This window comes from Pseudomonas ovata (genome assembly GCF_003131185.1).
GTDB classification, from domain to species: Bacteria; Pseudomonadota; Gammaproteobacteria; order Pseudomonadales; family Pseudomonadaceae; genus Aquipseudomonas; species Aquipseudomonas ovata.
The window spans coordinates 39,944-65,841 of sequence record NZ_QFFU01000032.1; the positions used below are offsets into that span (position 1 = coordinate 39,944).

19 protein-coding genes and 2 pseudogenes are annotated in these 25,898 nt (G+C 63.5%); 7 read left to right on the top strand and 14 right to left on the bottom strand.

Annotated elements, in window-relative coordinates:
* Positions 1–13: 13 nt before the first annotated feature.
* The 4 genes from DGA31_RS27055 to DGA31_RS27070 all read left to right on the top strand — a co-directional run bounded on the left by DGA31_RS27055 (position 14) and on the right by DGA31_RS27070 (position 6,500).
* Positions 14–1,111: an aromatic ring-hydroxylating oxygenase subunit alpha gene (locus tag DGA31_RS27055; protein ID WP_056837768.1), complete on the top strand. Its 1,098-nt coding sequence runs from the start codon at positions 14–16 to the stop codon at positions 1,109–1,111.
* Positions 1,112–1,360: 249 nt separating this feature from the next.
* Complete coding sequence (locus DGA31_RS27060; protein ID WP_109514600.1) at positions 1,361–3,610, top strand: ATP-binding protein; 2,250 nt, start codon at positions 1,361–1,363, stop codon at positions 3,608–3,610.
* A 15-nt stretch (positions 3,611–3,625) separates the two neighbouring features.
* Entirely contained in the window at positions 3,626–4,087 is a 462-nt protein-coding gene (locus DGA31_RS27065) for a response regulator (RefSeq protein WP_056837765.1), read from the top strand.
* A gap of 55 nt (positions 4,088–4,142) precedes the next feature.
* Positions 4,143–6,500: a response regulator gene (locus DGA31_RS27070; RefSeq protein ID WP_109514601.1), complete on the top strand. Its 2,358-nt coding sequence runs from the start codon at positions 4,143–4,145 to the stop codon at positions 6,498–6,500.
* 215 nt (positions 6,501–6,715) lie between these two features.
* Here the strand turns inward: DGA31_RS27070 and DGA31_RS27075 are convergent, their stop codons facing one another.
* The 5 genes from DGA31_RS27075 to DGA31_RS27095 form a co-directional block, all read right to left on the bottom strand.
* A complete protein-coding gene (locus DGA31_RS27075) occupies positions 6,716–7,096 on the bottom strand; it encodes a RidA family protein (protein ID WP_109514602.1) in 381 nt (126 codons plus the stop codon).
* Between the two features lie 346 nt (positions 7,097–7,442).
* Positions 7,443–8,759, bottom strand: coding sequence for an alginate export family protein (locus tag DGA31_RS27080; protein WP_109514603.1), 1,317 nt, complete (start codon positions 8,757–8,759; stop codon positions 7,443–7,445).
* A 64-nt stretch (positions 8,760–8,823) separates the two neighbouring features.
* Positions 8,824–9,213 (bottom strand): DUF4440 domain-containing protein, encoded by a 390-nt coding sequence (locus DGA31_RS27085; protein WP_109514604.1) that lies wholly within the window; start codon positions 9,211–9,213, stop codon positions 8,824–8,826.
* 68 nt (positions 9,214–9,281) lie between these two features.
* Complete coding sequence (locus tag DGA31_RS27090) at positions 9,282–10,583, bottom strand: NAD(P)/FAD-dependent oxidoreductase (RefSeq protein ID WP_056837755.1); 1,302 nt, start codon at positions 10,581–10,583, stop codon at positions 9,282–9,284.
* A gap of 33 nt (positions 10,584–10,616) precedes the next feature.
* Positions 10,617–12,038 carry an APC family permease gene (locus DGA31_RS27095; protein WP_109514605.1) on the bottom strand — a complete coding sequence of 474 codons (1,422 nt, stop codon included), beginning with the start codon at positions 12,036–12,038 and terminating at the stop codon, positions 10,617–10,619.
* A 232-nt stretch (positions 12,039–12,270) separates the two neighbouring features.
* Between DGA31_RS27095 and feaR the strand changes: the two genes are divergently transcribed.
* Both feaR and DGA31_RS27105 read left to right on the top strand, forming a co-directional pair.
* Complete coding sequence (gene feaR / locus DGA31_RS27100) at positions 12,271–13,236, top strand: transcriptional regulator FeaR (RefSeq protein WP_109514606.1); 966 nt, start codon at positions 12,271–12,273, stop codon at positions 13,234–13,236.
* 405 nt (positions 13,237–13,641) lie between these two features.
* The gene (locus DGA31_RS27105; RefSeq protein ID WP_056837748.1) at positions 13,642–14,961 is read left to right on the top strand and encodes an ammonium transporter; all 1,320 of its coding nucleotides are present in this window, start codon (positions 13,642–13,644) and stop codon (positions 14,959–14,961) included.
* Positions 14,962–15,190: 229 nt separating this feature from the next.
* Here the strand turns inward: DGA31_RS27105 and DGA31_RS30420 are convergent.
* The 9 genes and pseudogenes from DGA31_RS30420 to DGA31_RS27145 form a co-directional block, all read right to left on the bottom strand.
* Positions 15,191–15,400 (bottom strand): annotated as a pseudogene (locus tag DGA31_RS30420) (methyl-accepting chemotaxis protein); the annotation flags it as partial.
* Between the two features lie 66 nt (positions 15,401–15,466).
* Positions 15,467–16,165: pseudogene (locus DGA31_RS30585) on the bottom strand (PAS domain-containing protein); the annotation flags it as partial.
* Between the two features lie 87 nt (positions 16,166–16,252).
* Positions 16,253–18,598, bottom strand: coding sequence for a trimethylamine N-oxide demethylase (locus tag DGA31_RS27115; RefSeq protein ID WP_109514608.1), 2,346 nt, complete (start codon positions 18,596–18,598; stop codon positions 16,253–16,255).
* 184 nt (positions 18,599–18,782) lie between these two features.
* Positions 18,783–20,150 carry a flavin-containing monooxygenase gene (locus DGA31_RS27120; protein ID WP_109514609.1) on the bottom strand — a complete coding sequence of 456 codons (1,368 nt, stop codon included), beginning with the start codon at positions 20,148–20,150 and terminating at the stop codon, positions 18,783–18,785.
* A 29-nt stretch (positions 20,151–20,179) separates the two neighbouring features.
* A complete protein-coding gene (gene purU / locus DGA31_RS27125; protein ID WP_056837740.1) occupies positions 20,180–21,040 on the bottom strand; it encodes a formyltetrahydrofolate deformylase in 861 nt (286 codons plus the stop codon).
* 39 nt (positions 21,041–21,079) lie between these two features.
* Entirely contained in the window at positions 21,080–22,210 is a 1,131-nt protein-coding gene (locus DGA31_RS27130; RefSeq protein WP_056837738.1) for an aminomethyl transferase family protein, read from the bottom strand.
* A 28-nt stretch (positions 22,211–22,238) separates the two neighbouring features.
* Positions 22,239–23,252, bottom strand: a complete 1,014-nt coding sequence (locus tag DGA31_RS27135) for a heme-dependent oxidative N-demethylase family protein (protein ID WP_109514610.1) — start codon at positions 23,250–23,252, stop codon at positions 22,239–22,241.
* A gap of 16 nt (positions 23,253–23,268) precedes the next feature.
* Positions 23,269–24,198, bottom strand: coding sequence for a PDR/VanB family oxidoreductase (locus DGA31_RS27140; protein WP_109514611.1), 930 nt, complete (start codon positions 24,196–24,198; stop codon positions 23,269–23,271).
* The gene (locus DGA31_RS27145; RefSeq protein WP_109514612.1) at positions 24,195–24,728 is read right to left on the bottom strand and encodes a dimethylamine monooxygenase subunit DmmA family protein; all 534 of its coding nucleotides are present in this window, start codon (positions 24,726–24,728) and stop codon (positions 24,195–24,197) included. Before DGA31_RS27145 ends, DGA31_RS27140 begins: the two co-directional genes overlap by 4 nt.
* Positions 24,729–24,911: 183 nt before the next feature.
* Between DGA31_RS27145 and DGA31_RS27150 the strand changes: the two genes are divergently transcribed.
* On the top strand, positions 24,912–25,535 hold the full coding sequence (locus DGA31_RS27150; protein ID WP_109514613.1) for a LuxR C-terminal-related transcriptional regulator: 624 nt from the start codon (positions 24,912–24,914) through the stop codon (positions 25,533–25,535).
* The last annotated feature ends 363 nt before the right edge of the window (positions 25,536–25,898 follow it).

The window sequence follows — 25,898 nt, forward strand, 5'->3', positions numbered from 1 at the left end:
AAGGAACCCGCTCATGTCATTACCCACCCCTACCCTTATTGCGCATGCCCGCAAGGCCAGCGAGTCCATGGCCAACCGCGATACGCCGTTCATCTATAACGAATGGTATGTCGCCGCCTTTGACAACGAGGTAGGCCGTCACTTGCTGGCCCGCCGCCTGCTCGACCGCCGGGTGGTCATGTACCGCACCGAGGCGGGCGAACCGATTGCCCTGGAGGATCGCTGCGCCCATCGCTCGTTCCCGCTCTCGCGCAGCCACCTGGAGGGCGACACCATTGTGTGTGGCTACCACGGCTTTCGCTATGACGCCTCGGGTGACCTGGCCCAGGTGCCCTCGCAGAAGAACTGCCCGCGCGGCATTGGCGTACGTCGCTATCCCTTGGTGCGCCAGGGACCGTTACTCTGGATCTGGCTGGGCGAGCAGGCCCTGGCCGATGCCACGCAGATTCCGCAGCAGGCATGGATCGAGGACCCGGACTGGGCCTGTTCCTCAGGTTATTTTCATCACCCGGGCAACTACGTCAGCTTGCACGAAAACCTCATGGACCTGACGCACCTGAGCTTTCTGCATGCCAACACCATCGGCACGCCGGACTATGCCAGCGCACCGTACAAACTCGATCTCAAGGAAGGCCACTACACCCTGATCCGCGAAGTGGTGCCCACGACCCTGTCGCCGGTATGGGGCAAGACGACAGGTCTGGAAGGCTGTGCCAGTGCTGCGCGCATTGCCACCTCGGAATTTTTATCGCCGGCCCTGCACCGGGTCAGCGTGACCTTCTACGACAGCGCCCAACCCGTCGGGCAGCGCCAGGAATACCGCATCCGTACCGCACACATCCTGACCCCGGAAACCGCCAACAGCCTGCATTACTTCATTGTCCACGGTCGCGACTTTGCCCGGCACGACGAGGCCCTGGGCGAGTACATGCACGAGCAACTATTCGCGGCCTTCAATGAAGATGTCGAGGGACTCGGCGCCCTGGAAGCGGTGCTCGGCGAGCGTGACGAGCACCATTACGAAATTTCCGTGGCCAGTGACGCGCCCGCCGTTGCCACGCGTATCTACCTGAAAAAACGGGCCGATGCCGAACGTCAGCACGGCCACTGAAACTGTCTGCCGTTCCGGGTCGTGAATAGACACTCATCTGTCGCCTGTGAAGCATGCTTTTCACGCTGTTCATGAGTGACCGCACGACCAGGCCGTACTGCGCAGGCCAAGGCAGTATTTCTGCGTTCGATTGAATGCTTTTGCATGCGCAACACAGCGTTTTTGGCCACTTTCTGATACCGTGCACAAGACAGATCCTGCGCCAGAGCCTCCGGCCTCGATAGAACGGACACTCCAGGAGAATCTCTCTTGTCTACTGCCGACACCGCATTGAATCAAGCCATTGAGCGTTGCAGCCAGGAACCGATCCAGATTCCCGGCAGCATCCAGCCGCATGGCTTTGTGCTGGTGGTCGATGAAGCCAGCCTGCAGATCCTGCAGGCCAGCGAAAATGCCGAACACTGGCTGGGGATGCCTGCTATCCAGCTGCCAGGGCGTCATTTCGCCGAACTGGTGAGCGAAGACTTCGACCTGAGCCAGCACCTGGACCGCCTGCCCGACCAGGAAATATATCCCTTTCATATTGGTGACGTGCGTCTGCGCCATGAATCGCCAGATGCGCCGCGCCTGACCGTACTGGTGCATCGCCACGATCAGGTGCTGATCGTCGAGCTTGAGCCGGTCCGCGCTGATCACGGGCCTGTCCGTGGCGATTTCTACCCCTTGGTACGTGCTTTCGTTAGCGGCCTGCAGCAGCTTTCGAGTCTTGAAGCCCTGCTGCAAAGCTCGGTGCAACAGATCAAGCGCATCACCGGTTTCGGCCGGGTCAAGGCCTACCGTTTCGACGCCGACGGCAACGGCCTGGTGCTGGCCGAGCAAGCCGATCCCGGTTATCCCAACTACCTGGGCCTGAGCTTTCCGGCGTCCGACATCCCCGCGCAGGCGCGCGAACTGTACCGCATCAACCGGATTCGCTTGATCCAGGATGCCAACTACCAGCCCTCGCCGCTGGTGCCGACACTCAACCCGCACACCGGCAAACCGCTGGACATGACCTTCACGTCGCTGCGCAGCGTCTCGCCGGTGCACCTGCAATACATGCGCAACATGGGCACGATGGCGTCGATGTCGCTGTCGATCGTGGTCGGCGGCAAGCTCTGGGGGCTGATTTCCTGCCACCATGAGCAGCCACGCCCGGTCGACTTCCAGACCCGTACCGCGTGTGAATTGCTCGGCAGCGTGCTGTCGCTGCAGATCGAATCGTACGAATCGCATGCCAGCACCCGGCAGTTGCTCGACCAGCGTCAGCGCATCGTGCAGATGTTGTCCTCGATGGCCGACCACGACAGTGTCAGCGAAGGCTTGCTGCAATTGCCGCAGGTGCTGCTGGCGTTTGCCGACGCCCAGGGGGCCGCGATCATTTCCGCCGACCGCTGCGACCTGATCGGCAGCACCCCGCCTGCCTCTCTGGTCAATGCGCTGGTGCACTGGCTGGCACATCGCAGCGACGAGACGATCTTCCACACCGACAATGTGCAGCGCGACATCGAAGAACTGCCGGAGCTGGCGCGCCACGCCGCCGGTGTGCTGGCGGTGGCCATTTCCCAGATCCACTCGCACTACCTGGTGTGGTTCCGCCCTGAGCAGGCGCGTACGGTGAACTGGGCCGGCCGCCCCGAGAAAGACATCAACGCCCAGGGCAGCCTCAATCCGCGGCACAGCTTCGACACCTGGCAACAGGAAGTGCGCGGCTACTCGGCGCCCTGGCACCCCTGGATCATCGAAGGCGCGATCGAATTGCGCGGCGCGGTGCTGGGCATCGTGCTGCGCAAGGCCGAAGAGCTGGCGCAACTGACCGGCGAGCTGTTGCGTTCGAACAAGGAGCTTGAGGCGTTCTCCTACAGCGTCTCCCACGACCTGCGCGCACCGCTGCGGCATATTGCCGGTTACACCGAGCTGCTGAGCGAAATCGAAGGCTCGGCGCTGTCCGAGCGTGGGCTGCGCTTTTTGAAACATATAGAAGATGCGGCACGTTTTGCCGGCACGCTGGTCGACAACCTGCTCAATTTTTCGCAGATGGGTCGTTCGGCGCTGCACATGTCCGATGTCGACCTCAATGCGCTGGTCGAATCCATACGACTCGATCTGAAGCCCGACTACGAGGGTCGGGACATTGTCTGGGAAGTGGCCGCCCTGCCCAAAGTGATCGCCGACCCGGCCTTTATCAACCTGGCCCTGCAGAATCTGATTGCCAATGCCATCAAGTACACCCGTGACCGCACCCCGGCGCGCATCGAGATCGGTGCCGACAAGACCCGCGATGAAACCGTGGTGTACATTCGCGACAACGGTGTCGGGTTCGACATGGCCTATGCCAACAAGCTGTTCGGGGTGTTCCAGCGCCTGCACCGGATGGAAGATTTCGAAGGCACCGGTATTGGCCTTGCCAGTGTCCGGCGTATCATTGAGCGGCACGACGGCAGGGTCTGGGCCGAAGGCCAGATCGATCAGGGCGCGACGTTCTACTTTGCCCTGCCCCGCCACATTTCACATGATTGATGGAAACCGTTGAAGATGCTCAAACCCATTCTGTTGGTCGAAGACAACCCCAGGGACCTGGAGTTGACGCTTGTCGCGCTGGAGCGCAGCCAGTTGGCCAACGAAGTCATCGTGCTGCGTGACGGTGCCGACGCCCTGGACTACCTGCTGCGCCGCAATGCCTTCGCCGCCCGCGACGACGGTAACCCGGCCGTGCTGCTGCTGGACCTCAAGCTGCCCAAGGTCGATGGCCTGGAAGTGCTCAAGGTGGTGCGCGACACCCCTGAGCTGCGCAGTATCCCCACGGTGATGCTGACCTCCTCGCGCGAGGAGCCCGACCTGTTGCGCGCCTACGAGCTGGGCGTCAATGCGTACGTGGTCAAGCCGGTGGAATTCAAGGAATTCGTCGCGGCGATTTCCGACCTGGGCATTTTCTGGGCCGTGCTTAATGAACCTCCACCGGGGTCGTTGCGTCTGAATCGTCGACGCAATAACTGACGGAGCCTGGAAGTTGTCCAAGCCGATAAAACTCTTGATAGTCGAAGACAGCTCGATGGACGCCGAGCTGACCCTGTTGCGCCTGGAACGTAGTGATCTGCTGATCCAGGCCCGACAGGTCTACGACCATGTCGGCGCGCAACAGGCCCTGCAAGAACACCGTTTCGACCTGATCCTGTGCGACTGCGTGCTGCCCGGCTCGTCGGGCAGCGATGTGCTGGCCATTGCCCAGTGTTTGGCGCCCGACACGCCGTTCATCTTCCTGTCCGGCGTGTATGGCGAAGAGCACGCCGTTGAGATGATCCGCCTGGGCGCCACCGACTACATTCTGAAAAAGAATCTGTCGCTGCTGCCCAAGGCCGTCAAGCGTGCCCTGACCGAGGTCCAGGAACGCCAGCGCCGGCGCCGTGCCGAAGAAGCCCTGGCCGATGTCGAGGCCCGCGCCCGCATCGCCATCGATGCCGCCGGCATGGGCACCTGGGATTATCGGCCCACAGAAGACCTGCTGATCTGGGATGACCGGTGCAAGGCCCTGTTCGGTTTGCCGTCAGACACCGAGATGCACATCGAGCTGTTCTACGCCGGCATCCATGCCGATGACGAGCCGACCGTGCGCCAGGCCGTGGAGCGCGCCATGGCACCCGACAGCGATGGCCGCTACCGTATGGAGTTTCGCTGTGTGACCGCAGGCCAGGAACCGCGCTGGTTGCTCAGCAGCGGCCAGGCCCGGGTGGTCGATGGCCGGTGCGTGCGCTTTTCCGGGGTGTTGCAGGACATCCATCAGCAACGCCAGGCCACCCAGGCGCTCAGGCAGCTCAACGAAATGCTTGGTGAGCGGGTCGAGCGCCGCACCCGCGAACGCGACCGCGCCTGGGAGTTGTCCCAGGACCTGCTGGGCGTGCTCAACAAGGATCTGACGCCGGTGGCTCTCAACCCGGCCTGGGAGAATGCCCTGGGCTTTACCCGCCAGGCCCTGGCCCAGACCTCGTTGATGGAACTGCTGCCCGACGAGGACCGTGACGCCTTCCTGGCTGAACTGGCGATCCTGGCCCGGAACCACAACAGCGTGCGGTTTACCGGCCGCATTCGTCACGCCAGTGGCAGCCAGCGCTGGCTGTCCTGGGTGGTGGTGCCTGAAGACACCCTGCTGTATGTGGTGGCACGCGACATCACCAGTGAGCGCGAGGCCACCCAGGGGCTGGCCGAAGCCAACACCCGCCTGCGCGACCAGATTGCCGAGCGCGAGCGCATCGAGGCGGCGCTGCAACAGATGCAACGCCTGGAAGCGGTCGGCCAGTTGACCGCCGGCGTCGCCCACGACTTCAACAACCTGCTGACCGTGATCATCACCGGCTCCAGTTTTCTCGAGCGCGACCTGAGCAAACAGGACCTGGAAAAAGCCACCCGGCGTCTCAAGCACATTCGCGAAGCCGGTGAGCGTGGCGCCAAGCTCACTTCGCAGTTGCTGGCGTTCTCGCGACGCCAGCGCCTGGAACCGGTGGCATTGCACCTCAATGAGACCCTGCGCGGGCTGGAAGAGCTGCTGCGCCGCACCTTGGGCGGCAACATCCTGGTGCGTCTGGACCTGTCCGAGGACCTCTGGCAGGCGCTGACCGACCCGACCCAGACCGAGATGATCATTCTCAACCTGGCGATCAACGCCCGCGATGCCATGCCCAACGGCGGGCAACTGACCCTGTGCACGCGCAACACCCATGTCGACACCCCACCACAACGCCCGGAAGATCCCGACTGCGGCGATTACGTGGAGCTGTCGATTCGCGACACCGGCTCAGGCATGAGCCAGGACGTGCTGGCCAAGGTGTTCGAGCCCTTTTTCACCACCAAGGACATCGGCAAGGGCTCAGGCCTGGGCCTGGCCCAGGTCTTTGGCTTCGCCAAGCAGTCGGGCGGCGGCGTGAGCATCGACACCGCACCGGGGCGCGGCACACAAGTGAGCGTCTACCTGCCAGCGGTGCAGCACACACCTGCAACCCTCGTGCAGCAGCAGTGCCAGCCACAGGCCTCGGGCCGCGCCCCACTGGCACCGGCCGGCAATGGCCATGACCACGCCATTCTGCTGGTGGACGACGATGATCCGGTGCGCGACCTGGTCGGTGACATGCTGCGGATGCAAGGTTTCAAGGTGCGCGAGGCCAGCAGCGGTGAGCAGGCGCTGGAGATGCTCGACGAAAACGTCGACCTGCTGCTCACCGACTTTGCCATGCCAGGCTTCAACGGCGCACAAATGGCCCATGCGGCGCGCGAACGCTTTGCGCACCTGCCCGTGGTGTTCCTGACCGGCTACGCCGAGCTGCAGGGCCTGGACCTGCCCGGCAGTCTGGTACTGCAGAAACCGGTAAATGCCGAGGACCTGTTCCAGGCCCTGAGCCAGTTACTGGAATTGCCGTAAGCGCACATCTGATTCACGCCTTGTAGGAGCGCGCTTGCCCGCGACCGGCTGCGTTAGCAGTCGTAAAATTGTGGCGTTTCATAGATTTTGAACGCGTCCACAGTCCAGCATTTGTGGCGTTGCACAAATTTTGCGAGCGCTACGCACTCGGTCGCGGGCAGAGCGCGCTCCTACGGCTGGTGCGGCGCCAAGGCGGTGCCTGGCGTCAAGCAGGATCAGCCCTTGGCCGCCATGGCCGTCACTTCCACGCGCATGCCTTCGAAGGCCAGCGATGCCACGCCTACGGCGGCACGCACCGGCCACGGCTGGCGGAAGAAGCGCTGGTACACCTCGTTGAAGGCGGCGCGGTCAGCCATGTCGGTGAGGTAGATGGTCAGGTGCAGGACCCGATCCATCGAGCTGCCGGCCTTTTCCAGCGCCACTTTGAGCGCCTGCAAGGTGCATTCGCTCTGTTCGACGATGCCGCCCAGTTCCAGGCTGCCGTCGGCACGGGTCGGGATCTGGGTCGACACCAGCAGGCCGCCAAAGCCTGCAACGTCAGAAGAGATGGAATCGGCGTCAGGATCGGGAATGAAGGTGATGTCTGGGTTAGCCATGGAAATCTCGTGTCCGGTGAATGAACAGGCACTGGCCTGGGGCCGGACAGTGTAGCGCTCCTCACCTGCATTCCCCAGACCTAGGGTCTGTTGCCGTTTCAGCACGAGCCGCGTTGCTGGGCCAAATCTCGCCAGGCCAGGCGGAGGACGCAGAAAAGGGGAACGCCCTTTTCAAGTCCTCCAACACCGCATGGCGAGATTGGGCACGCAACCCGAAGGGCCGGGCCTGTTTTGCCGCGAGACGGCGTTACTCGCCACTCATCTGGAATGACCAGACTTCGCGGCGCCTGCCTTGCCTCGCGGCAAAACGGGCGCCGGCGCGGCCGTGATGAAACGGCAACAGCCCCTAGTATGTCCACGCCAGCAGCAGTTGCGCGTAGGTATTGGTGCGCGTGTTGCCTATCTGGCTGCCGCCTTCCTGTACGCTGTGCTGCGGCTTGTAGAACCCCACCAGTGGCAACACGGTCCAGTGCTCATCGATCGCCCATTCAGCGTAGATATCCAGCTCACGGGCATCGCGGTTGCCCAGGCGGGTCTCGAGGGTGTCGAACTGGTAGAGCAGCGCCCCCACCTTCAACTGCTCGGTCACCGACGCTTTCAGCCCTATGTGATTGACGGCCGTGTTGCTGTTGAAGGGCCCGGCGTAGTTGGAGGCCACCTCGCCCTGGAACCAGGTGCCCAGTGCCCGGCCGTTGCCATAGAACAGTGGGTCGTAGCCCTCTGAAAAGCGGCTGTAGCGGTAATTGATGCTGGGTTTTCCCGGCCATTGCGCAAAGGTCCAGCCCGCTTCCAGGTACCAGGCGTTTTCGGCACCTGAGTCCTTGCGCTCCCAGGCGTGTTCGCCAGCCAGCAACAGGTTGGCCACGCCGGCACTGCCCTGGGCGCGCAGGCTGTACAGCTGCATGCCCTTGCGCTCGGGGAACAGTGGCTCGGCCAGGGCACGGTCGGTGTCGGTGACCTTGATGTAAGTCAGGCCCAGCGTGCCAGGTTCGGCAACCTGTTCAAGGGTCGCCACGGCCAGCTCGGGGCTGGCCTGCGCCGGGTTGTCAGATTTGAGCCACATCAGGTCGCCACGCCAGCCCTGGGTGCCGCCCAGGCGCAGAATGGCGGTGCGATCAAACGCCCGGCGACCGGTCAGGTAATAAGCGCCGCCGCGATTGGTTTCGCCATCGAGCAGGCCGTTGCCGATGTTCAAGGCATCGCCGGCAATCAGAAAGCCGTCGCCCACCACCACCGTCTGCCGCCCGGTGGAAAGGTCGACTCCGTTCTCGCCCAAGGCGCTGAACAACTCGCCCGAGCGCCAGCCGACATAGGCATTTTCGATCTTGGTGGTGCGCTCGTTACCCAGGCTCCAGCCCGCGGCATCACCCTCGCCAAAGCTGGCACTGCTGACCCAGTCCAGCGCGCCATAGGCCTCACCCCCGCCCTGGAGGCGGTGCTTGAGGTCGAGGCCATACTGCAAGGTCGCCTCCTGCCAGTCGACACGCCCCTGATCACGCACACCCGCCTGGTTGTAGCTTTGCCCGCTGTGAAACACACCCGCTGCGCCTTGCAGCCGGGCCTTGATGCTCGTATGAGCGTCCTCGTACAAGGCGGCAGCGCCCGCCCAGGGCGAGGCGATCAGCAACACTGAACAGGATGCCTTGAAGTAGTGTTTTTGCATCGCGAGAATCTCTGCAGGTAAGGAGCGACGACCCGGAGGGGTCCCGGAGGGGTCCCGGAGTCAATCAGAGGTTGATCTGCCCTTCGGCGTACATGTCGGCCACGATGCGCCAACCCGTCTCGGTGAGCTGCCAGACAAACAGGCTTTTCATCGCAAAGGCCTCGCCCTGGACCGGCAGGACGTGCCAGGTCACCCAGGTGTATGCCGCGCATTCACCCAGTGTACGCAGCCGGTCGATGCGAATCGAAGCCCCACGCGAGCCCTCGACCATTTCAGTCATCAGGGCCTGCAAGGCTGCAGGCCCCTGAAACAATGCGTCGTTGCCCGCGCCGGTGATTTCGGTGCGCTCGGTATACAGCTCGGCCACGATGCCGGCGGCATCACCAAGGGCCCACAAGGTTTGCAACAGGTCCAGGCGCGCTTGCAGCGCCAGATTCAGGGCAGCAGTGGTCATGATCGAATCCTTGAGGTCGATGGGTTGTCACAGCCCCACAGCGGGGCGAAAGAATAAAGCCGGAAGGTTCAGCGTCGACCGTTGCGATAGCCCGCCAGTTGATGGGCCACCTTGCCCAGGGTGCAGATCAGGTTGCGCAGGCGGTCCTTGCCCGGGATCGGCGTGCGCGGGATGGCGCTCATTACGTCCCAGTGCCGGGAGCCGGTGGTCATGCCGTCGGCCACCACCTGGCTGACCACATGGCTGGGCGTGACGCCAAACCCGGAGTAACCCTGAACGAACCAGGCATTGGGCCGCCCTGGCAAGGTGCCGACCTGCGGAAACAGGTTGGCCGAGCACTCCATCGGCCCGCCCCAGGCCAGGTCGACCTTGACGTGCGCCAAGTAGGGAAAGACCTTGAGCATCAACTGCCGGTTCCAGGCTTTGAGGTCGGCCGGAATGTACTCCAGCAGGCGCGTGGCCGAGCCGAACAGCAGGCGGTTCTCGTTGGTCACCCGGTAGTACTCGATGACCGGACGAATGTCGCTGAAGGCACCGCGGATCGGGCTGATCTGCTCGATCAGTGAATCGGGCAAGGGCTCGGTCACCAGCTGGAAGGCATAGGTGTTGATCATGCTCTTGTGCAGCTCAGGCTCCAGGCGATCCAGAAAGGCGCCGCAGGACCAGAGAATCTTTTTGGCACGCACCGAGCCCTTGGCGGTGCGTACGCGAATGGTGTCGCCATAAGTCACTTCCAGCACCGGCGTGTCTTCAAAAATCCGCCCGCCCAGGCCGACCAGTGCCCCGGCCGAACCCAGCAGCATGTTCAGCGAGTGCAGATGGCCGTTACCCATATGCTTCAAGGCACAGCTGTAGAGATCGGAGCCGACGATATCGCGCACTGCGCTGCCTTCGAGGTAGGCGATTTCATGCTCGGGGTTCAGTTGCCGAAACTCCTTTTCCCAGGCTTGCAGCAATTTGCCCTGGCGCGGGTTGAAACCCAGATAGCCATAGCCGTGGCGAAAGTCGGCATCGATACCGTACCTGGCAATACGCGACTGGATGATCGACGACCCCAGGTCACTGATCTCGAAGATCGCCTGCAGGCCGGCATCGCCGACATCCTTGCGAATCTTTTCCAGGTCATGGCCAATACCGGCCATCACATGTCCGCCATTGCGCCCGGAGCCGCCGAAGCCCAGGTAGCGGGCTTCCAGCAGGACAATGTCGGTCACCCCGCGCTCGGCCAGCTCCAGGGCAGTATTGATCCCTGAAAAACCACCGCCGATGACCACGACCTCGGCTTCAAGGTCCTGCTCCAGGTCCGGGAACCTGAGGTCATATTTGCGGGTGGCGGTGTAATACGTGGTGGGCGTTTCAAGAGACAACATAAGGTTTACCTTGCACGGATTATCAGTACGCGATCAGCGGGAAACGGCGTTGCGGCCTGGCACACGGTCCTGAAAGTGCCGCACGGCGTACAGCACCAGCGACAACAACAGGATGCTGATACCGGTGGCCACTTCACGCCAGCCGCCATAGCCGGTGAGCTCGGCCGAGAGGGTGCCAACGATCACCACCAGCGCGGTGAACAGGCTCAGCACCCAGGCCACCGGCACCCAGCCACGTCCCAGCCGCACCGGGCGCGGGTGATCCGGCGCATCGTGGCGCAGCCACAGGAAACCCGACAGGGCAAAGAAGATGGCCACCAGATAGCCGATATTGGCCGTGACCAGCATGGCCAGTGGTGACGACAGGACGAAGATCATCACCAGGTTCAGGACCACCGCTGCGGTCATGCAGCGGCCCGGCACCTGATGCTTGTTGAGCACGCCCAACTGGCGGATGGTCAGGCCTTCGAGGGCCATGCCATACAGCGCTCGCGAACCGTCGGCCAAGGCGGCATTGAGGCCCATGAACAGCCCGGCCAACAAGGCCGCGACGAAGAAATCGCTGAAGCCGCTGCCCAGCACGGCGTTGAAGGCGTCGATGTAGAAGCCACCGGGGTTGGCCAGCGCCGTTTCACGGTCGACCATGCCACCCAACCCGAAAGCCACGGCCGCGAACACTGCCACGGTGTAGCCGCCGGAGGTCAGCAGCGCCAGGCGCATGTCGCGCTGGCTGCGGTATTCAGGGCCGAAGGCGGCACACATTTCAGTGCCGTAGGCGCTCCAACTGACCAGAAACAGCCACACCAGCGCCGTGCGCAGGGCGCTCCAGTCCAGGCTCAACGGTTGCTCGACCAAGGCGTGCTGAAAGCGCGCCAGGCTCCAGCCGTCGCCGAACAATGGAGAAACCGCCAGCACCAGGATCGGCACCAACAACAGCGCCCCCATGTAGCGGGACACCGAGGCGGCCATGTGCACGCCCAGCCGGTTGAATTGCCAGAACAGCACCAGCAGGCCAGCGCCGATCAATTGCGCCAGCCCCACGGTCAATGGTCCCAGCGTGAGGGTCCAGGTCTGGGTGGCGAACCATTGCGCCTGGATCAGCGCCCCGGCACTGACGCTGACGATCGACAGCACCGCCGACCAACCCAGCCAGTAGCCAAAGGACGCCAGCGGGCCGACCAGGGTGCAGCGTCGCCGCCAGCCTTGGGTGGCGATCATGGCGATGCCGCCGGGTTTGTCGGGGAACATGGCCGCCACTTCGAGAAAGATCCAGTTCTGGCAGGCACCGATGGCGGCCGACCCCACCCAGAGCAACAACGCGCTCACCGGGCCGAGTACGCCCAGGGCAAAGCCGAACGAGGCGAAGATCGACCCCGACACGGCCATCGACAGAGCAAAGGCATCTGTCCAGCGCAGGTTTTTTTGCAGGTGCGGATCGGAATGATTGTTTTGCATGGAAGGACCTGCACATCAATGAATATGAGCCCCGATTAGATGCCTTGTGTGGCGGGCCGACCACTGTTGAGCGCGCCAACCGCTTGGCTCAACGTGCCATGGGGCGGCCCTGATGAATAACCTTGATAGAAACATTAAGATGTTAGTAAATTAACCGCCTGCGCTCGGCTCATACGACCATTCGCTACTTCTAATAAGAAAAACCAGACCTATTGCCGGTCCGAGGTGAATCATGAATCACGCATTGCAGCACGAGCAGCTCTTTCTGGGGCGCGAAGGGTTCGAGGTCTGGCACGGCAGCCTGGCCTCAAGCTGCGGAATCTTTCATGTCGAACCGCCTTGCCACTCGGACATCACCACCTTTCAGGGCGCGGTGACCGCTGTCGACAGCGAATCGTGCGCGCTGCAAGGCGCACGCATTACCAGCAACTGCTCGCAGGTGTATCGCCGGGCCAGCGACATCCGCCGCGACGACCAGGATTTTTTCTATCTGGTGATGCAGCTCGGTGGCGAGGCCGTCATTTGCCAGTCCGAGACCCAGACCCGCCTGCAACGCGGTGACCTGGTGCTGCTCGACGTGGCCCGGCCCAGCGACTTTCACTTTCAGGGCCTGAGCGACCAGGTGTCGTTCATCCTGCCGCGCGATGAGCTGCTGCAGCGCTTCAAGACCCGGCACGTGCGGCTGAACCAGCGTATCGAGGCCACCTCGTCCATCGGCGCCATGAGCGCCATGCTGGTCAACCAGTTGATGAACAACACGACGCTGGCCCGACAAGAGTCCCTGGCGGTGCTGGAGGCGATTCTGGCGCTGCTCAGGCCGGCCCTGGCCACGGATGACAGCAGTGAGCCGGCTGACAGCCCTGCCCTGCTGGTCAAGGCTCGAACACTGATCGAGCGCCATCTGGACGACGAGGGCCTGTGCCCGGAGCAGATCGCCTCGGCCATCGGCACGTCGGTGCGCAGCCTGCATCGCCTGTTTACCCGGTCCGGCATGAGCGTGGGCCGCTACATTCTTGAACGTCGCCTGCAGCGCTGCGCCCAGGCCATCGCCCACAGCGATCTGAAAATCAGCCATATCGCCATACGCTGGGGCTTCAAGGACCTGGGGCACTTTTCCCGGGCCTTCAGAAATGCCTATGGCATGTCACCCAGTGACTATCGACACAGCGTATTGCAAACCGCCATGGCGGCGGTATGACCCCGTTGCTACCGGCCTTTTAATATGTGTTTATTCAACCACGGCGTAGTCAGACTTCACCGGCAATACTCCTTAGTGGCTATAACCATAACGGCGCTGCCGGCAGGAAAATGAGCCTTAACAGTGCATGTTTTTCTGCCGTTGAAAGTGCGCGGCTTCCTATCGCCTTTCTGCACTGATCACATAATCGGTTGCCCGCCGCTTCAGGGCGTACCGGCGTCGACAACATGCGGCCCAAGCCTGGTATGCAGAGACACTGGCAAGCTAATTGCTATTCCCAACAGGAAAATAAATTACCCGAAAGGAATGAGTATCTTCATCCTTCCGGCGTAGTTCAGCGCGTCGTCATGCCTTGGCCTGCCTGGGCATACCGGCACCTATTCAGACCGTTGGAGATTATCAGCCATGATCCGCCTCGCACGCCCAGGCCGCACCCTATGCGGCCTCCCCCTTGTTATGGCTTGCTCTTCAGGGTATGCCGATGAAGTCGCACCGGTCATCAATAGCGGCGACACCGCCTTTGTGGCGCTGTGTTCGCTGATTGTGTTGTTGATGACCTTGCCCGGTCTTGCGCTGTTCTATGGCGGCATGGCCAGGACCAAGAATGTGCTCTCGGTCATGATGCAGGTGTTCTGCACCGCCGCCTTGATGTCGATCATCTTTGCCGTGTACGGCTACAGCCTGGTGTTTGGCGATGGCGGCTCGATGAATGCCGTGATCGGCAACCTGGATAAAGTGTTCTTGCAAGGCGTGACCATTCATACCGTGGTGGGAACCATTCCTGAATATTTGTACTTTCTGTTCATGCTGCTGTTTGCCGCCATTACCCCGGCCATCATTGTCGGAGCGTTTGCCGAGCGCATGAAGTTTGCCGCGGTGATGGTGTTCATGGCGCTGTGGATCACCCTTAACTATATCCCGATGGCGCACATGGCCTGGGGTGGCGGCTGGGTGTTCAACCTGGGCGTGCAGGACTTTGCCGGGGGCAACGTGGTGCACCTGAACGTCGGCATCGCTTCGCTGGTCGGCGCCTGGCTGATCGGCCGGCGTCGCGGCTTCGGTACCTCGGCGCTGGCGCCGCACAACATGACCATGACCATGACCGGCGGCTCGCTGCTGTGGGTCGGCTGGCTGGGTTTCTGCGGCGGCTGCGTGTTGGCGGTCAACGGCTTTGCCATGCTGGTCATGGTCAACACCATGCTGGCCAGTTGCGCCGGTGCGCTGGGCTGGATGCTGGTGGAGTGGAAACACCGTGGCCGGCCGAGTCTGTTCGGGGCGGTGTCGGGCTCCATTGCCGGACTGGTGGCGATCACCCCCGCGTGTGGTTTTGTCGGGCCCATGGGCGCCATCGTGCTGGGCTTCATTGCAGGCCCGTTGTGCGTCTGGTCGGTGGAAAAGCTCAAGCCGATGCTGGGCCTGGACGACGCCTTCGATGTGTTTGGCGTGCATGGCGTGGCTGGTATCCTGGGCGGGCTGCTGACCCCGGTGTTCGCAATGACCGCCCTGGGTGGCCAGGGCTTTGCCGAAGGCCGCGACCTGGTCAGCCAGTTGCTGGTCAATGGCGGGGCGCTATTGTTCAGCATCCTGTTCTCGGCGCTCAGCAGCCTGGTGGCGTTCAAGATCACGGCGATGCTGTGCGGTGGACTGCGCGTCGATGAAGACGCCGAGGTCGACGGGCTGGACCTGTCTGCGCATGGCGAGGTGGGCTACAAGTATTCCAATTGAGGGGGTCACTATGCCCATCAGACACAACACCTGATGGGCATGAACATCCACTGTAGGAGCGCGCTCTGCCCGCGACCGGCTGCGTTAGCAGTCGTAAATTTTCAGCGTCTACACAATTTTTGCGAGCGCTACGCACTCGGTCGCGGGCAAGCGCGCTCCTACACACCGGTCCCCTGTTTGTTGCGTGACAGCGTGCCGCCTTGGCGGCAGGTATCGCTTAGCGCTGTTGCAGCATGGACTGGATCTGCTGCACCGACTCCTGGGTGCGCTGGGCCAGGTTGCGCACTTCATCGGCGACCACGGCAAAGCCCCTGCCTTGTTCACCGGCGCGGGCCGCTTCGATGGCGGCGTTGAGTGCCAGCAGGTTGGTCTGCTCGGCGATGCCGCGAATCACCGCCGCAATGCGCGCAATGTTTTCGTAAGTGGCCTGGATACCGGCCTGCTCGCGCTCGTGCAGGCTGGCGGCGGTCTTTTCGTCGCTGATTTCGCGCACCGCGCCGGCCACATGCAGCAGCCGGCCCTGGCTGTCGCGCAGACTGCGGCCACGCTCGCGGAACCACAGCTCGCCCCGGGTCTTGTGGCGCATGCGGTATTCGACGACATAACCGTCATCGCCGCCCGGTGCCTTCATCGCGGTGTCGAAGGCGTGCATGACCTGCTTGAGGTCGTCGCTGTTGACCACGGCAAAGTAGCTGTCCCAGCCATCAGGAAACGAGCGGGCGTCGTGGCCGATCAACTGGCGAAACTGCTCTGACCAGCGAATAACGTTGTGCGGATGATCCAGGTTGCCATCCACTACGTTCATCGACCAGCAGCCTTCGGTGAGGCTGCTGCGGGTGACTTCCCAGACCTGGCGCTCCTGCTCCCAGCCGGCCTGCTCGGCGCTCAACTGCGCCAGCCGGGCGGCGTCGCTGTGCTGCCGGGCCTGAAGATCAGCAATGTGAGCCAGGCCTTGCGCCACCTGGCGTTGCAGCTCAGCGTACTGGGCCTCGGTGCAGGGCGGTGCCGGGCGCGCCTGGGCCTCCTGGCGAATGTGCTGCAGTTCGGCCCAGCGCTGGTGCAGGCGCTGCAGGCGGCCCTGCAAGTGCGGGTGCTCGCGCAGCGGCGCAGTGGCCGGTACGGGGTTGCCCTGCTCGTCCAGCAGGCGATCCAGCCACAGGCCAAGTTCATTGGCCAGGCCACGAGAAGCGTTGGAAAACCACATCGGCCAATCTCCTATCCATGAAACGACAAAGGCGCCGTGCAAGACATATGCCGTCCTGCACAGGCGCCTGTGGATGACACTGAGGTGTCAGCTGCGAACCCGGCTCTTCTGTGGGTCATAAGCCACGGTGCTGGCGGCCACATGCGCACGAATACGCTTTTGCTGGCCGTCGAGCTTGCCGATTTCCAGCGCCGTGCCCGGTGCGCAATACGCGATGTCCAGCCGGCACAGGGCGATGTTGCGGCCCAGCACCGCCGAGCGAGTGGCACTGGTGATGACCCCGACCTGGGCCCGCCCCATGCGTACGCAGTCGCCGTGCGCCGCCACTTCGTTGCCTTCCAGCACCAGCCCCACCAGTTGCTGGCGGGGCTGGGCACTGCGGCGCAGCAAGGCCTCACGTCCGATGAAATCGGCCGCCTTGCTCTTGAGCGGTACGCAAAAGCCAATGCCGGCCTCGAACGGGTCGGTCTGATCGTCGAACTCGTAGCCGGCAAACACCAGCCCGGCCTCGATGCGCAGCATGTCCAGGGCTTCAAGGCCCAGCGGCACCAGCCCCAGCGGCTGGCCGAGCTGCCAGAGCCGCTCCCAGACCTGCACGGCGTCATCGGGGTGGCACCACACCTCAAAGCCCAGTTCACCGGTGTAGCCGGTGCGCGAGACCATCAGTGCCGGGCCGTTGTGATCGTCCAGGCGCCCGGTCAGAAAGCGGAACCAGCCAAGATCGGCCAGGGCCGGCTGGGTGCCGGGGCTCCAGACCATCTGCCCGAGCAGTTCGCGACTCAACGGGCCTTGCACGGCGATGTTGTGGATCTGATCGCTGGCGCTCTTGATCCACACCTTCATGCCGAGCCTTTCGGCCTGCTCGCGCAGCCAGATGCCGGCATGGTCTTCGCCGCCGATCCAGCGAAAGGCATCCTGGCCCAGGCGCAGCAAGGTACCGTCGTCGAGCATGCCGCCGTGCTCATAGCACATGGCCGAATACACCACCTGGCCGATGGCGAGCTTGCGCACGTCGCGGGTCAGGCAATGGTCGAGCAAGGCTTCGGCGTCGGGGCCCAGCACCTCGAACTTGCGCAGGGCCGACAAGTCCATGACCGCCACCCGCTCGCGGCAGCCATGGTACTCCTCCAGGGTGCCGTAGCCATCGAAGCGGGTCGGGGTCCAGAACCCGCGGTAATCGACGAACTGCCGGGTCAGGCGTGAGGTGGCCGGATGAAAGCCGCTTTCGCGGGTCAGCACCGGGTCGGCATCGGCGGTCTGTCGTGTGCTCATGGCGATACTGAAGCGCTCCTTTTCTGAATACACGCGAATGTGAATATCGGTGGGCTGCCAGCCATTGGCCGGGTCGATGTCGTCCGGGCAACTGCTGTTGGCGCACACCAGGTCGGTCAGCGCTTTCATCAGCACATAGTCGCCGGGGCGTGACCAGGGCTCGTCGAGGGTCAGGTGCTGGTGGGCATCGATGCCTGTGTTGTAGAAAAAGTTGATCGCCGGCCACCCCGGCCGCCCCTGCACACCATGGGCGGCCATGGCGCGGCTGAGGTTGTCGCTGCAGTTGGCATGGCCGAAGTAGCCCTGGGACTCGTAGTAGCGTGCGGTGCAGGCCAGGGCGAAGGTGTCGTGGCGGCCCACCGTGTCGCGCACCACTTCCAGCATCGGCTGCATGTGGCGGTCGTAAAACCGGCTGAACAGGCCGGGCCCCGGATAGGCGCTGCCGTTGAGGGTGCGCGTGACCGTCGGGTCCAGGTCGATCTCGCGCCCGGCATCCAGCCCGCGCCGGTCAAAGGCAATGAAGTCCGAGCACTGGCGCCCGGCAACATCGAGCACCTGAATGAACTGCCCGGCGCGCACGCTGTAGTCGCGTGCGGTGCCAGGAGTGAGGGTGAACTCGTCGATCACCTCGCCCAGCGGTGCCGGCAAGGGGGGCACCCAGAGCGCGGTGGGATGGGCCCGTTCGATCACCAGGCGCAACTCGCTGGCCCTGCCCTGCCCGTCCACCGCCGTGCGCCCGCCCGGGGCGGCGACGATGACCAACACGTCGCTACAGGCGGTCATCGCGTGACGGAAACCGGCCGGCATGCCCACCGGCCACAGGCTCGCCGCATCGGGTAGATGCCGACTGTCCACGCCACGCCGGGCCAGGCCGTCGACGACGTGTCGTGCTTCGCGGCTGGACGGGCGCAGTTGCTGGCCGATAAAGTCCGCGCCGCGCGTGCCTTGCAGGCCCAGGGCTGACAGGGCTTCGCGGCCATCGTCGAGGAAGGCCAGCAACTGCGCGGGCTGGTCGCCCTCCAGGTCGATGACCTGCAAACGGTCGCCGGCCTGCAAGGCGACCACCGTCAGCCCGCCCGGCGCGACCCGGTGCCGCTCGACACCCCGCGTGCGGGCAAACAGGGCCGGCTCAAGCGGCCGGCTGGTGACAGGTGCAATCATGGGTAACCTCGTGGCAGATACATAACGGTCCATTGGCTGGCCCCACCGACGCGACCTGCCAGAGATCCTCAGTCAAGGTGGGGGGCTCTGCTCGCGACAGGGCCCGTAAAAACGACACATCTGTTGCATCCGGGCTGCAGCCATCGCGGGCAACCCCCCTCCCACACGGGGTGTCGATACGGTGCTACGCGGACCTGAGGCGGTCGAAACCGTCGTCGCCCAGGTAGGCGGCCAGCGAGTCGTCCAGGGCATCGAGCCATGGGGTGTGGTGCACGGTGGCCAGGGTGCCGGTGATCAGCGAGCGGTAGCAGTGGTTTCGATAGCCCATGATGTCCTCGTACTTGTCCTTCTTCCATTGCAGGAAGGTCTGGTTTACCTGGGCGATGTCGAAGCTGGGGTAGTCGGTGGCGTCGATCAGCTGGCGGATGTATTCGCCCTGGAACTCGAACATCTGTTGCGCGGTTTCCAGGGTTTCTTCTTCCTGGCGCCAGGCCAGGTTCTCGGCGCGCCGGCGTCCGGCATCCGGTAGATCAATGCGCCCCAGAATTACGTCGCGGGCGTACCAGGCCTGAGCATCGAACATATTGAAGCTGTACCACTGATCCTGCATGCCCAGGTAGATCAGCCGCGGGTTGGCTTCCCAGAACACGCCTTTGTACAGGTTCAGCGGCCACAAGCGGTTGCCAGTCTTGAGCCGCAGGGCTTCGGGCAGGAATGGAAAATGGTGCTTGTAGCCGGTGCACAGGATCACCGCATCGACCGGCTTGCTGGTGCCGTCGATGAAGAACGCCCGGTTGCCCTGCACGTGGGTGAGCAGCGGCTTTTCTTCCCAGTTGGCCGGCCATTTGTAGCCCATCGGGGCGCTGCGGTAGCAACTGGTGATCGAGCGTGCGCCGTACTTGTAGCACTGCGAACCGATGTCTTCGGCCGAGTAGCTGCTGCCGACGATCAGCACGTCCTTGTCCTTGAATTCCAGGGCATCGCGAAAATCGTGGGCGTGCAGCACCCGCCCGGCAAAGGTCTCGAAACCCGGAAAGTGCGGCACCTGGGGCGTGGAAAAATGCCCGCTGGCCACCACCACATAATCGAAGACTTCGCTGTAGGTCAGGTCCTTGCCGTGATCATGGACAGTGACCGTGAACTGCGCCTGCGCTTCATCGAAGGTCACGTCGCGCACCACGGTGTTGAAGCGGATGTGGTCGCGCACCCCGGCCTTCTCGACCCGGCCCTTGATGTAGTCCCAGAGCACCTCGCGCGGCGGATACGAACCAATTGGCCGGCCGAAGTGCTCGTCGAAACTGTAGTCGGCGAACTCCAGGCACTCCTTGGGGCCGTTGGACCACAGGTAACGGTACATGCTGCCGTGCACCGGCTCGCCATGCTCGTCCAGGCCCGTGCGCCAGGTGTAGTTCCACATGCCGCCCCAGTCGGCCTGCTTTTCGAAGCACACCAGCTCGGGAATCGGGGTGCCAGCCGCGCCCGCCGATTGAAAAGCCCGTAGCTGCGCCAGGCCACAAGGGCCGGCGCCAATGATGGCCACACGTGTGTTCATGTTCGATTCTCCGCAGTCAAAAAGGGGGCTCATCGAAAGATCACCGTCTTGTCGTGGTTGATGAACACGCGGTGCTCCAGGTGGTACTTGAGCGCCCGCGACAGCGCCACGGTCTCGGTGTCGCGACCGATGGCGACCAGGTCGTCCGGGCTGTGGTCATGCTCGACCCGCTGCACCTGCTGCTCGATGATCGGGCCTTCGTCCAGGTCGCCGGTGACGTAGTGGGCGGTGGCACCGATCAGCTTCACACCACGCTCGTACGCCTGGTGGTAAGGCCGTGCGCCCTTGAAGCCGGGCAGGAACGAGTGATGGATATTGATCGCCCGGCCGGCCAGCTTCTGGCACAGGTCGTCGGAGAGAATCTGCATGTAGCGCGCCAGCACCACCAGGTCCGTGCCGGTCTGCTCGACGATGCTCATCAGTTCGGCTTCCTGTTGCGCCTTGGTGTCCCTGGTGACTGGCAGGTAGACGAAGCGGATGCCTTCACGCTCGGCCATCGGACGCAGGTCCAGGTGATTGGAGACGATGGCGGTGATGTGCATGTTCAGCTCGCCCTTGTGATGGCGATACAACAGGTCGGCCAGGCAATGGTCGAACTTGCTGACCATCAACAACACGCGCAGCGGCTGGTCACCGGCGTGCAGCGCCCAGCGCATGTCGAAGGGCACCGCGATGTCTTCGAAGCCCTGGCGCAGCGCCTGCATATCGTCGGCGGCGCCGGCATTGAAGCGAAACACCGCGCGCATGAAAAAGCGCCCGGTGTGCTCGTCGTCGAACTGCGCCAGCTCGCTCAGGTAACAATCACGCCCGGCCAGGTAGGTGGTCACGGCGCTGACAATGCCCGAGGTGGCCGGGCAACTGACGTTGAGGATGTAATGCGGGGTGGTCATGGCATGGGCTCTCTTGTGGCACTCAGGTCTTGAAGCCGCTCAGCCCTTGGCCGTGCGCTTTTTCTTCTCGGGATCATCAAAAGGCAGGCGGTGGCTGATGGCGCGGGTGTGCAGGCTGCCGCGCACTTCGAGCGCCACGCCCTGCTCGGCCAGCGACGGCTCGACCCGGGCAATGGCCATGGACTGGCCGGTCAGGCGCGAGAACATGGCGCAGGTGATCAGCCCGACCTGGCGACCTTCGAACCACAGGCTGTCGCCGGCCTGGGCCGCCACTTCACCGTCGAGCAGCACGCCAAAGATCTTGAAGCGCTCGCGGCCCTGATGCCGGTAATGCTCCTCGCTGCCGCGGAACCCCTGCTTGCCGGGCGACACGGTGAAATCCAGGCCCAGTTCCCAGAGGCTGTCGCCGGCTTTCTGGTCGGCGAAGGGGTACATCTGCGAATTGTCATAGGGGAAGAACAGCAAGGCACTTTCGACCCGCAGCCAGTCCAGCGCGGTGAAGGCACACGGGATGATCCCCAGGTCCCGGCCTTTTTCCAGGATGCCGTCCCAGATCAAGGGCGCGTCGGCGGCCTTGCAGAAGATCTCGTAGCCGCGCTCGCCGGTGTAGCCGGTGCGCGAGATCATCACCGGGCGGTCGAACAGCCGGGTCTGCAGGTGGTGGAAATAAGGCAGGTCGCGAATGCCAGGCACATGCTCGGCGAGAAAATCCACCGCCCGCGGCCCTTGCAGCGACAGGTCATGCAGGTCGTCGTCGAACAGCACCGCCACCTGCCGGCCTTGCGCCGAGCGCACCAGCAGTTCATGGCCGCTGCCGGCGCCATGGACCACCATGAAGGCATTGGGGCCGGTGCGGTAGACAATGCAGTCGTCGGCAAAATGCCCGTCGTCGTCGAGCATGCAGGCGTACACCGATTTGCCGGGGTACAGCTTGGCGATGTCGCGGGTGGTGGCCTGCTGCAGCAGGCTTTCGGCATGCGGACCGACGTAATGGACTTTCTTGAGGCCCGAGACATCCATCAGCCCGGCGCGGGTGCGAATGGCCTCATGGTGATCGGCCAGGTCGCTGGCGTAGGTCCAGGCGGTGGGCATGCCGTTCCAGTCTTCCAGGTTCGAGCCCAGGGCCAGGTGGCGTTCGCGAAGCGCAGGGGTGCGCCATGAATGGGTCATGGGAAAAATCCTCTTGGGGAGTCGGCTTTCAAACAGGGTCGAAACGGCGCAGCCAGTCGATCAGGGTCTGTCGATAACGGGTCATGCCCTTGTAGTCGGCGATGGCATCGGGCAGGTCGCGGATCACCCGATGCAGGCGCTGCGCCCAGGCCGGTCGGGTGGCCAGTTCGTCCAGGCTGATCAGGTAGGTGCGGATACCGAACATCAAGGCATTGGAGCGCGGCAGGCGCATCATCAGTTGCAACTCGACACGCAGGTGCACCAGGCGCCCGACGTTCTCGGCGGTGACCTTGCCCCGGTCGCTGCCCCATTCATGAAAGGTTTCCGGCGAGGAATCCAGGCGCGGGTTGAGGGTCAGGGTCCAGTTCAGCCGGCGCACCGGCTGGCCGACCTGCACGTTCAGCAGGTATTTCAGGGCCCGGTCGAAAATGCCCATCTGGTGTGCCATCGGCACCGGCGCATGCCACTGCTTGAAGCTCATGCCGGCATCGAAACGCAGTGACCAGTCGGCTGGACAGGTCACCATGCCGGCGTCCATGAACAGGTCGCCATCACGTTGGTCGAGCACGGCGAAATCGCCTTGTACCTGGCGGGTGATGTACTCCAGCGGCTCGCACGGCAGGGTCTGCGCATTGCCAAAGGTAAAGTGCTGGTCGATGCCCAGGGCCAGGTTCTGCCAGTGCCAGGCCGTACCGTCGCGCTGCAGGCGAAAGTGCTGCGGGTAGTCGGTGGACAGGTGCTCCATCAGCACCTGCAGCAGGTCCCAGGCGGCCTGGGTCATGTGCGGCATGACCAGGCAGCGCCCCGGATCGCGGGCCAGCACCCGGGCCCGTTCGGCGGTCTCGGACAGGTAATGCTCGTCGATGTCGAAGCTGTGCTCGTAGATCGAGCCTGGGTCACGCGACAGCGCAGGCTCAATGTTCACCGAGTACATGTACTGGTCTTCAGGAAACGGAAACGGAAAGCGCGCGATGGCCTGCGGGCTGTTGCGAAAGCTGAAATCGTCGCAGTAGGTTTGCGGCGTCTTGAAGGCAAGGGTCATGGGCACATCTCCGCAATCAGATATCGAGCACCAGTGCGTCGCCGCAACTGCGCGACACACAGGGCATCAAGTGGGTGGCGCGTTCGCTGTCGCTCAAAAACAGGTCGCGGTGCTCGACCGCGCCTTGTACATAGGCGGTCTGGCACTGGCCGCAGACCCCGCCACGGCACAGGTTGGGCACCTCGACGCCGGCGGCCTCCATCGCTTCGAGCAGGCTGTCTTCGGCGCCGACCTTTACCTGCCGGCCGCTGCGCGCCAGGTGCACGGCAAAGGGCAACCCCGGCGCCGGCGCGGTGAAGGCTTCCCAGTGCACCCGGCCGGCCGGCCAGCCCAGCGCCTGGCTGTGTTCGCGCAGGGTGTCGATCAGGGTTTGCGGGCCGCAGGCATAGACATGCGTACCCAAGGGGCGATTGCTCAGCACAGTGGCCAGGTCCAGGCGCCGGGTGGGGCTGGCGTAGACATGCAGGCGTGCGCCCAGTTGATCGCGCAGGGTGTCGAGGTAGGCATCACTGAAGCCTTGGCGGCAGGCGTAATGCAGCTCAAACGCCTGGTCCTGGCGCAGCAGTTCGGCGCAATAGGCCATGAACGGCGTGATGCCGATACCGACGGCAATCAGCAGGTGCAGGCGCGCCTGGCTGTGCGGGGCGAACAGGTTCGCGGGCGGTGAAATCTCTAGCCGGTCACCGACCTGCACCTGATCGTGGATGTAGTGCGAACCGCCGCGCGACTGTGGCTGACGCCGTACCGCAATGCGGTAATGACTCGGCTGGGCCGGATCGCTGATCAGCGAGTAGGCGTTGCGCCGGCCATTGGGCAGGTGCACCTGCACATGACTGCCGGCTGAAAAGGCCGGCAAGGCGCCGCTGACAGGCTCCAGCAGCAACTCGCGCACCACCGGCGTCAGCAGATGGGTTTCGGCCACCCGTACGGCAAGGGTCTGACTCATGGACGCGCCTCCCCACAGGGCTGGTCGGCGTCGGCGCAGACGCCGATATAAGCGCCCAGGCGCCGGGAGAAATGCGCCCGTACTTCAAGCACCACCGCGCACTGGCAGCAGGTGTGCCGGTCGGCCTCGGTGGCCGATTGCACATGCGCGCAGTGCACGCAAAACACCGACCGGGCAGTGGCCGTTTCCAGGTGCAGGGTGATTTCCTCACTCAGCAGTCCGGCATCGGCCGCCACGGTGCGCAAGGCCCAGAGAAACGCCTCGTCGCCCTGCACATGCAGGTGCGTACCCACATGGCTGTGGTGAAGGTGTGCGGCCAGGGCCTGCTGCAAGGTGACCAGGTCCCGGTGGCCGGGCAGGCTGAAGTGCGTCAGGCCGGTGGTGCAAACGTCACCCTGCGCTTGCAGGGTGGCGGCTAATGCGCTGCCCTGCCCTTGCGTCACCAGCACACGCTGGAGAGGCCGCTGCTCGCCGGACGGCAGGTCGTAATACGGCAGGCTGGTATGGCGCGGCGCTGCTGTGTCGTTCATGTCGAGCCTCGTAATGGCGAGGGCGGGATTGCCCGGATCTGTTTCTCCATGAGCAAGATAATTTCCTATCAGGCATTCCCGTTCAATCCTCCAGACGAGCTACTCCCAAAGGCGTAGTGCGCAATACAGGGCATGGAATTTGCTGCGTCTGATGACTCATAAGACGGGAGGACACACGTGCACATGACCCGCCCCGCACCCTTGCCGCTGTCGGCGCTTGATTCGCTGACCGAACGCGAAAAACAGACCCTGGGTTTGATCACTGCCGGGCACAACAACAAGCAGATCGCCCGGGAACTGGGCATCAGCGATGCGACCGTGAAGATTTATGTGCGCAACCTGCTGCGCAAATTCGATCTGCATTCACGCCTGGAGCTGGCGTCATGGATGCATCGTCATGAAGCGCAGCAGCAGGACCCTGAACCGATAACGCTCACCGAGCGGCCTGCCGCTGTCAGTGTCAGCGGGCTGGTCAACGATTTGCCGGCCCTGATCTACAAGGGCGACAACGTGCGCGCCTGGCGCATGCAGTACGTCAGCGAAGGCTGCCTGCACCTGACCGGCTACTCAGCCGAGCAACTGATGCGCGAGCACAGCTTTGGCTCGTTGATCCTGGAGGAATACGCCGATTACGTCTGGTACTGCGTGCAATGCGCACTGCTCAAGCATGAGCCGTTTCAGTTGCGGTACCGGATCTGCTGCGCCGACGGGCGCATCAAGGACGTCTGCGAGACGGGTGTGGGGCTGTATTCGCACAGTGGGGAGATCGTAGGCGTTGAAGGGGTGATCTTCGAGGTGGGCGCCTAGACCCGGTTTTTTGTATCGTGCCGCTGATCTGTGGGAGCGACCAGCGGTCGCGAATGCGGGCCGGCAGGCGCTGAACAGGTTGAATGCACCGGCCCTTTCGCGACCATCGGTCGCTCCTACGGAGGTTGCGTCGTGCCGCTGATCTGTGGGAACGACCAACGGTCGCGAATGCGGGCTGGCAGGCACTGAACAGGTTGAATGCACCGGCCCTTTCCCGACCATCGGTCGCTCCTACGGAGGTTGTGTCATGCCGCTGAGCTGTGGGAGCGACCAGCGGTCGCGAATGCGGGCTGGCAGGCACTGAACAGGTTGAATGTACCGGCCCTTTCCCGACCATCGGTCGCTCCTATGGAGGTTGCGTCG

What these genes read in the sequence shown, in the direction of transcription:
- DGA31_RS27055 (WP_056837768.1), top strand. Translation starts at nt 14, where the DNA reads ATGTCATTACCCACCCCTACCCTTATTGCGCATGCCCGCAAGGCCAGC.
- DGA31_RS27065 (WP_056837765.1), top strand. Translation starts at nt 3,626, where the DNA reads ATGCTCAAACCCATTCTGTTGGTCGAAGACAACCCCAGGGACCTGGAG.
- DGA31_RS27070 (WP_109514601.1), top strand. Translation starts at nt 4,143, where the DNA reads ATGGACGCCGAGCTGACCCTGTTGCGCCTGGAACGTAGTGATCTGCTG.
- DGA31_RS27075 (WP_109514602.1), bottom strand. Translation starts at nt 7,096, where the DNA reads ATGGCTAACCCAGACATCACCTTCATTCCCGATCCTGACGCCGATTCC.
- DGA31_RS27080 (WP_109514603.1), bottom strand. Translation starts at nt 8,759, where the DNA reads ATGCAAAAACACTACTTCAAGGCATCCTGTTCAGTGTTGCTGATCGCC.
- DGA31_RS27085 (WP_109514604.1), bottom strand. Translation starts at nt 9,213, where the DNA reads ATGACCACTGCTGCCCTGAATCTGGCGCTGCAAGCGCGCCTGGACCTG.
- DGA31_RS27090 (WP_056837755.1), bottom strand. Translation starts at nt 10,583, where the DNA reads ATGTTGTCTCTTGAAACGCCCACCACGTATTACACCGCCACCCGCAAA.
- DGA31_RS27095 (WP_109514605.1), bottom strand. Translation starts at nt 12,038, where the DNA reads ATGCAAAACAATCATTCCGATCCGCACCTGCAAAAAAACCTGCGCTGG.
- feaR (WP_109514606.1), top strand. Translation starts at nt 12,271, where the DNA reads ATGAATCACGCATTGCAGCACGAGCAGCTCTTTCTGGGGCGCGAAGGG.
- DGA31_RS27105 (WP_056837748.1), top strand. Translation starts at nt 13,642, where the DNA reads ATGATCCGCCTCGCACGCCCAGGCCGCACCCTATGCGGCCTCCCCCTT.
- DGA31_RS27115 (WP_109514608.1), bottom strand. Translation starts at nt 18,598, where the DNA reads ATGATTGCACCTGTCACCAGCCGGCCGCTTGAGCCGGCCCTGTTTGCC.
- DGA31_RS27120 (WP_109514609.1), bottom strand. Translation starts at nt 20,150, where the DNA reads ATGAACACACGTGTGGCCATCATTGGCGCCGGCCCTTGTGGCCTGGCG.
- purU (WP_056837740.1), bottom strand. Translation starts at nt 21,040, where the DNA reads ATGACCACCCCGCATTACATCCTCAACGTCAGTTGCCCGGCCACCTCG.
- DGA31_RS27130 (WP_056837738.1), bottom strand. Translation starts at nt 22,210, where the DNA reads ATGACCCATTCATGGCGCACCCCTGCGCTTCGCGAACGCCACCTGGCC.
- DGA31_RS27135 (WP_109514610.1), bottom strand. Translation starts at nt 23,252, where the DNA reads ATGACCCTTGCCTTCAAGACGCCGCAAACCTACTGCGACGATTTCAGC.
- DGA31_RS27140 (WP_109514611.1), bottom strand. Translation starts at nt 24,198, where the DNA reads ATGAGTCAGACCCTTGCCGTACGGGTGGCCGAAACCCATCTGCTGACG.
- DGA31_RS27145 (WP_109514612.1), bottom strand. Translation starts at nt 24,728, where the DNA reads ATGAACGACACAGCAGCGCCGCGCCATACCAGCCTGCCGTATTACGAC.
- DGA31_RS27150 (WP_109514613.1), top strand. Translation starts at nt 24,912, where the DNA reads ATGACCCGCCCCGCACCCTTGCCGCTGTCGGCGCTTGATTCGCTGACC.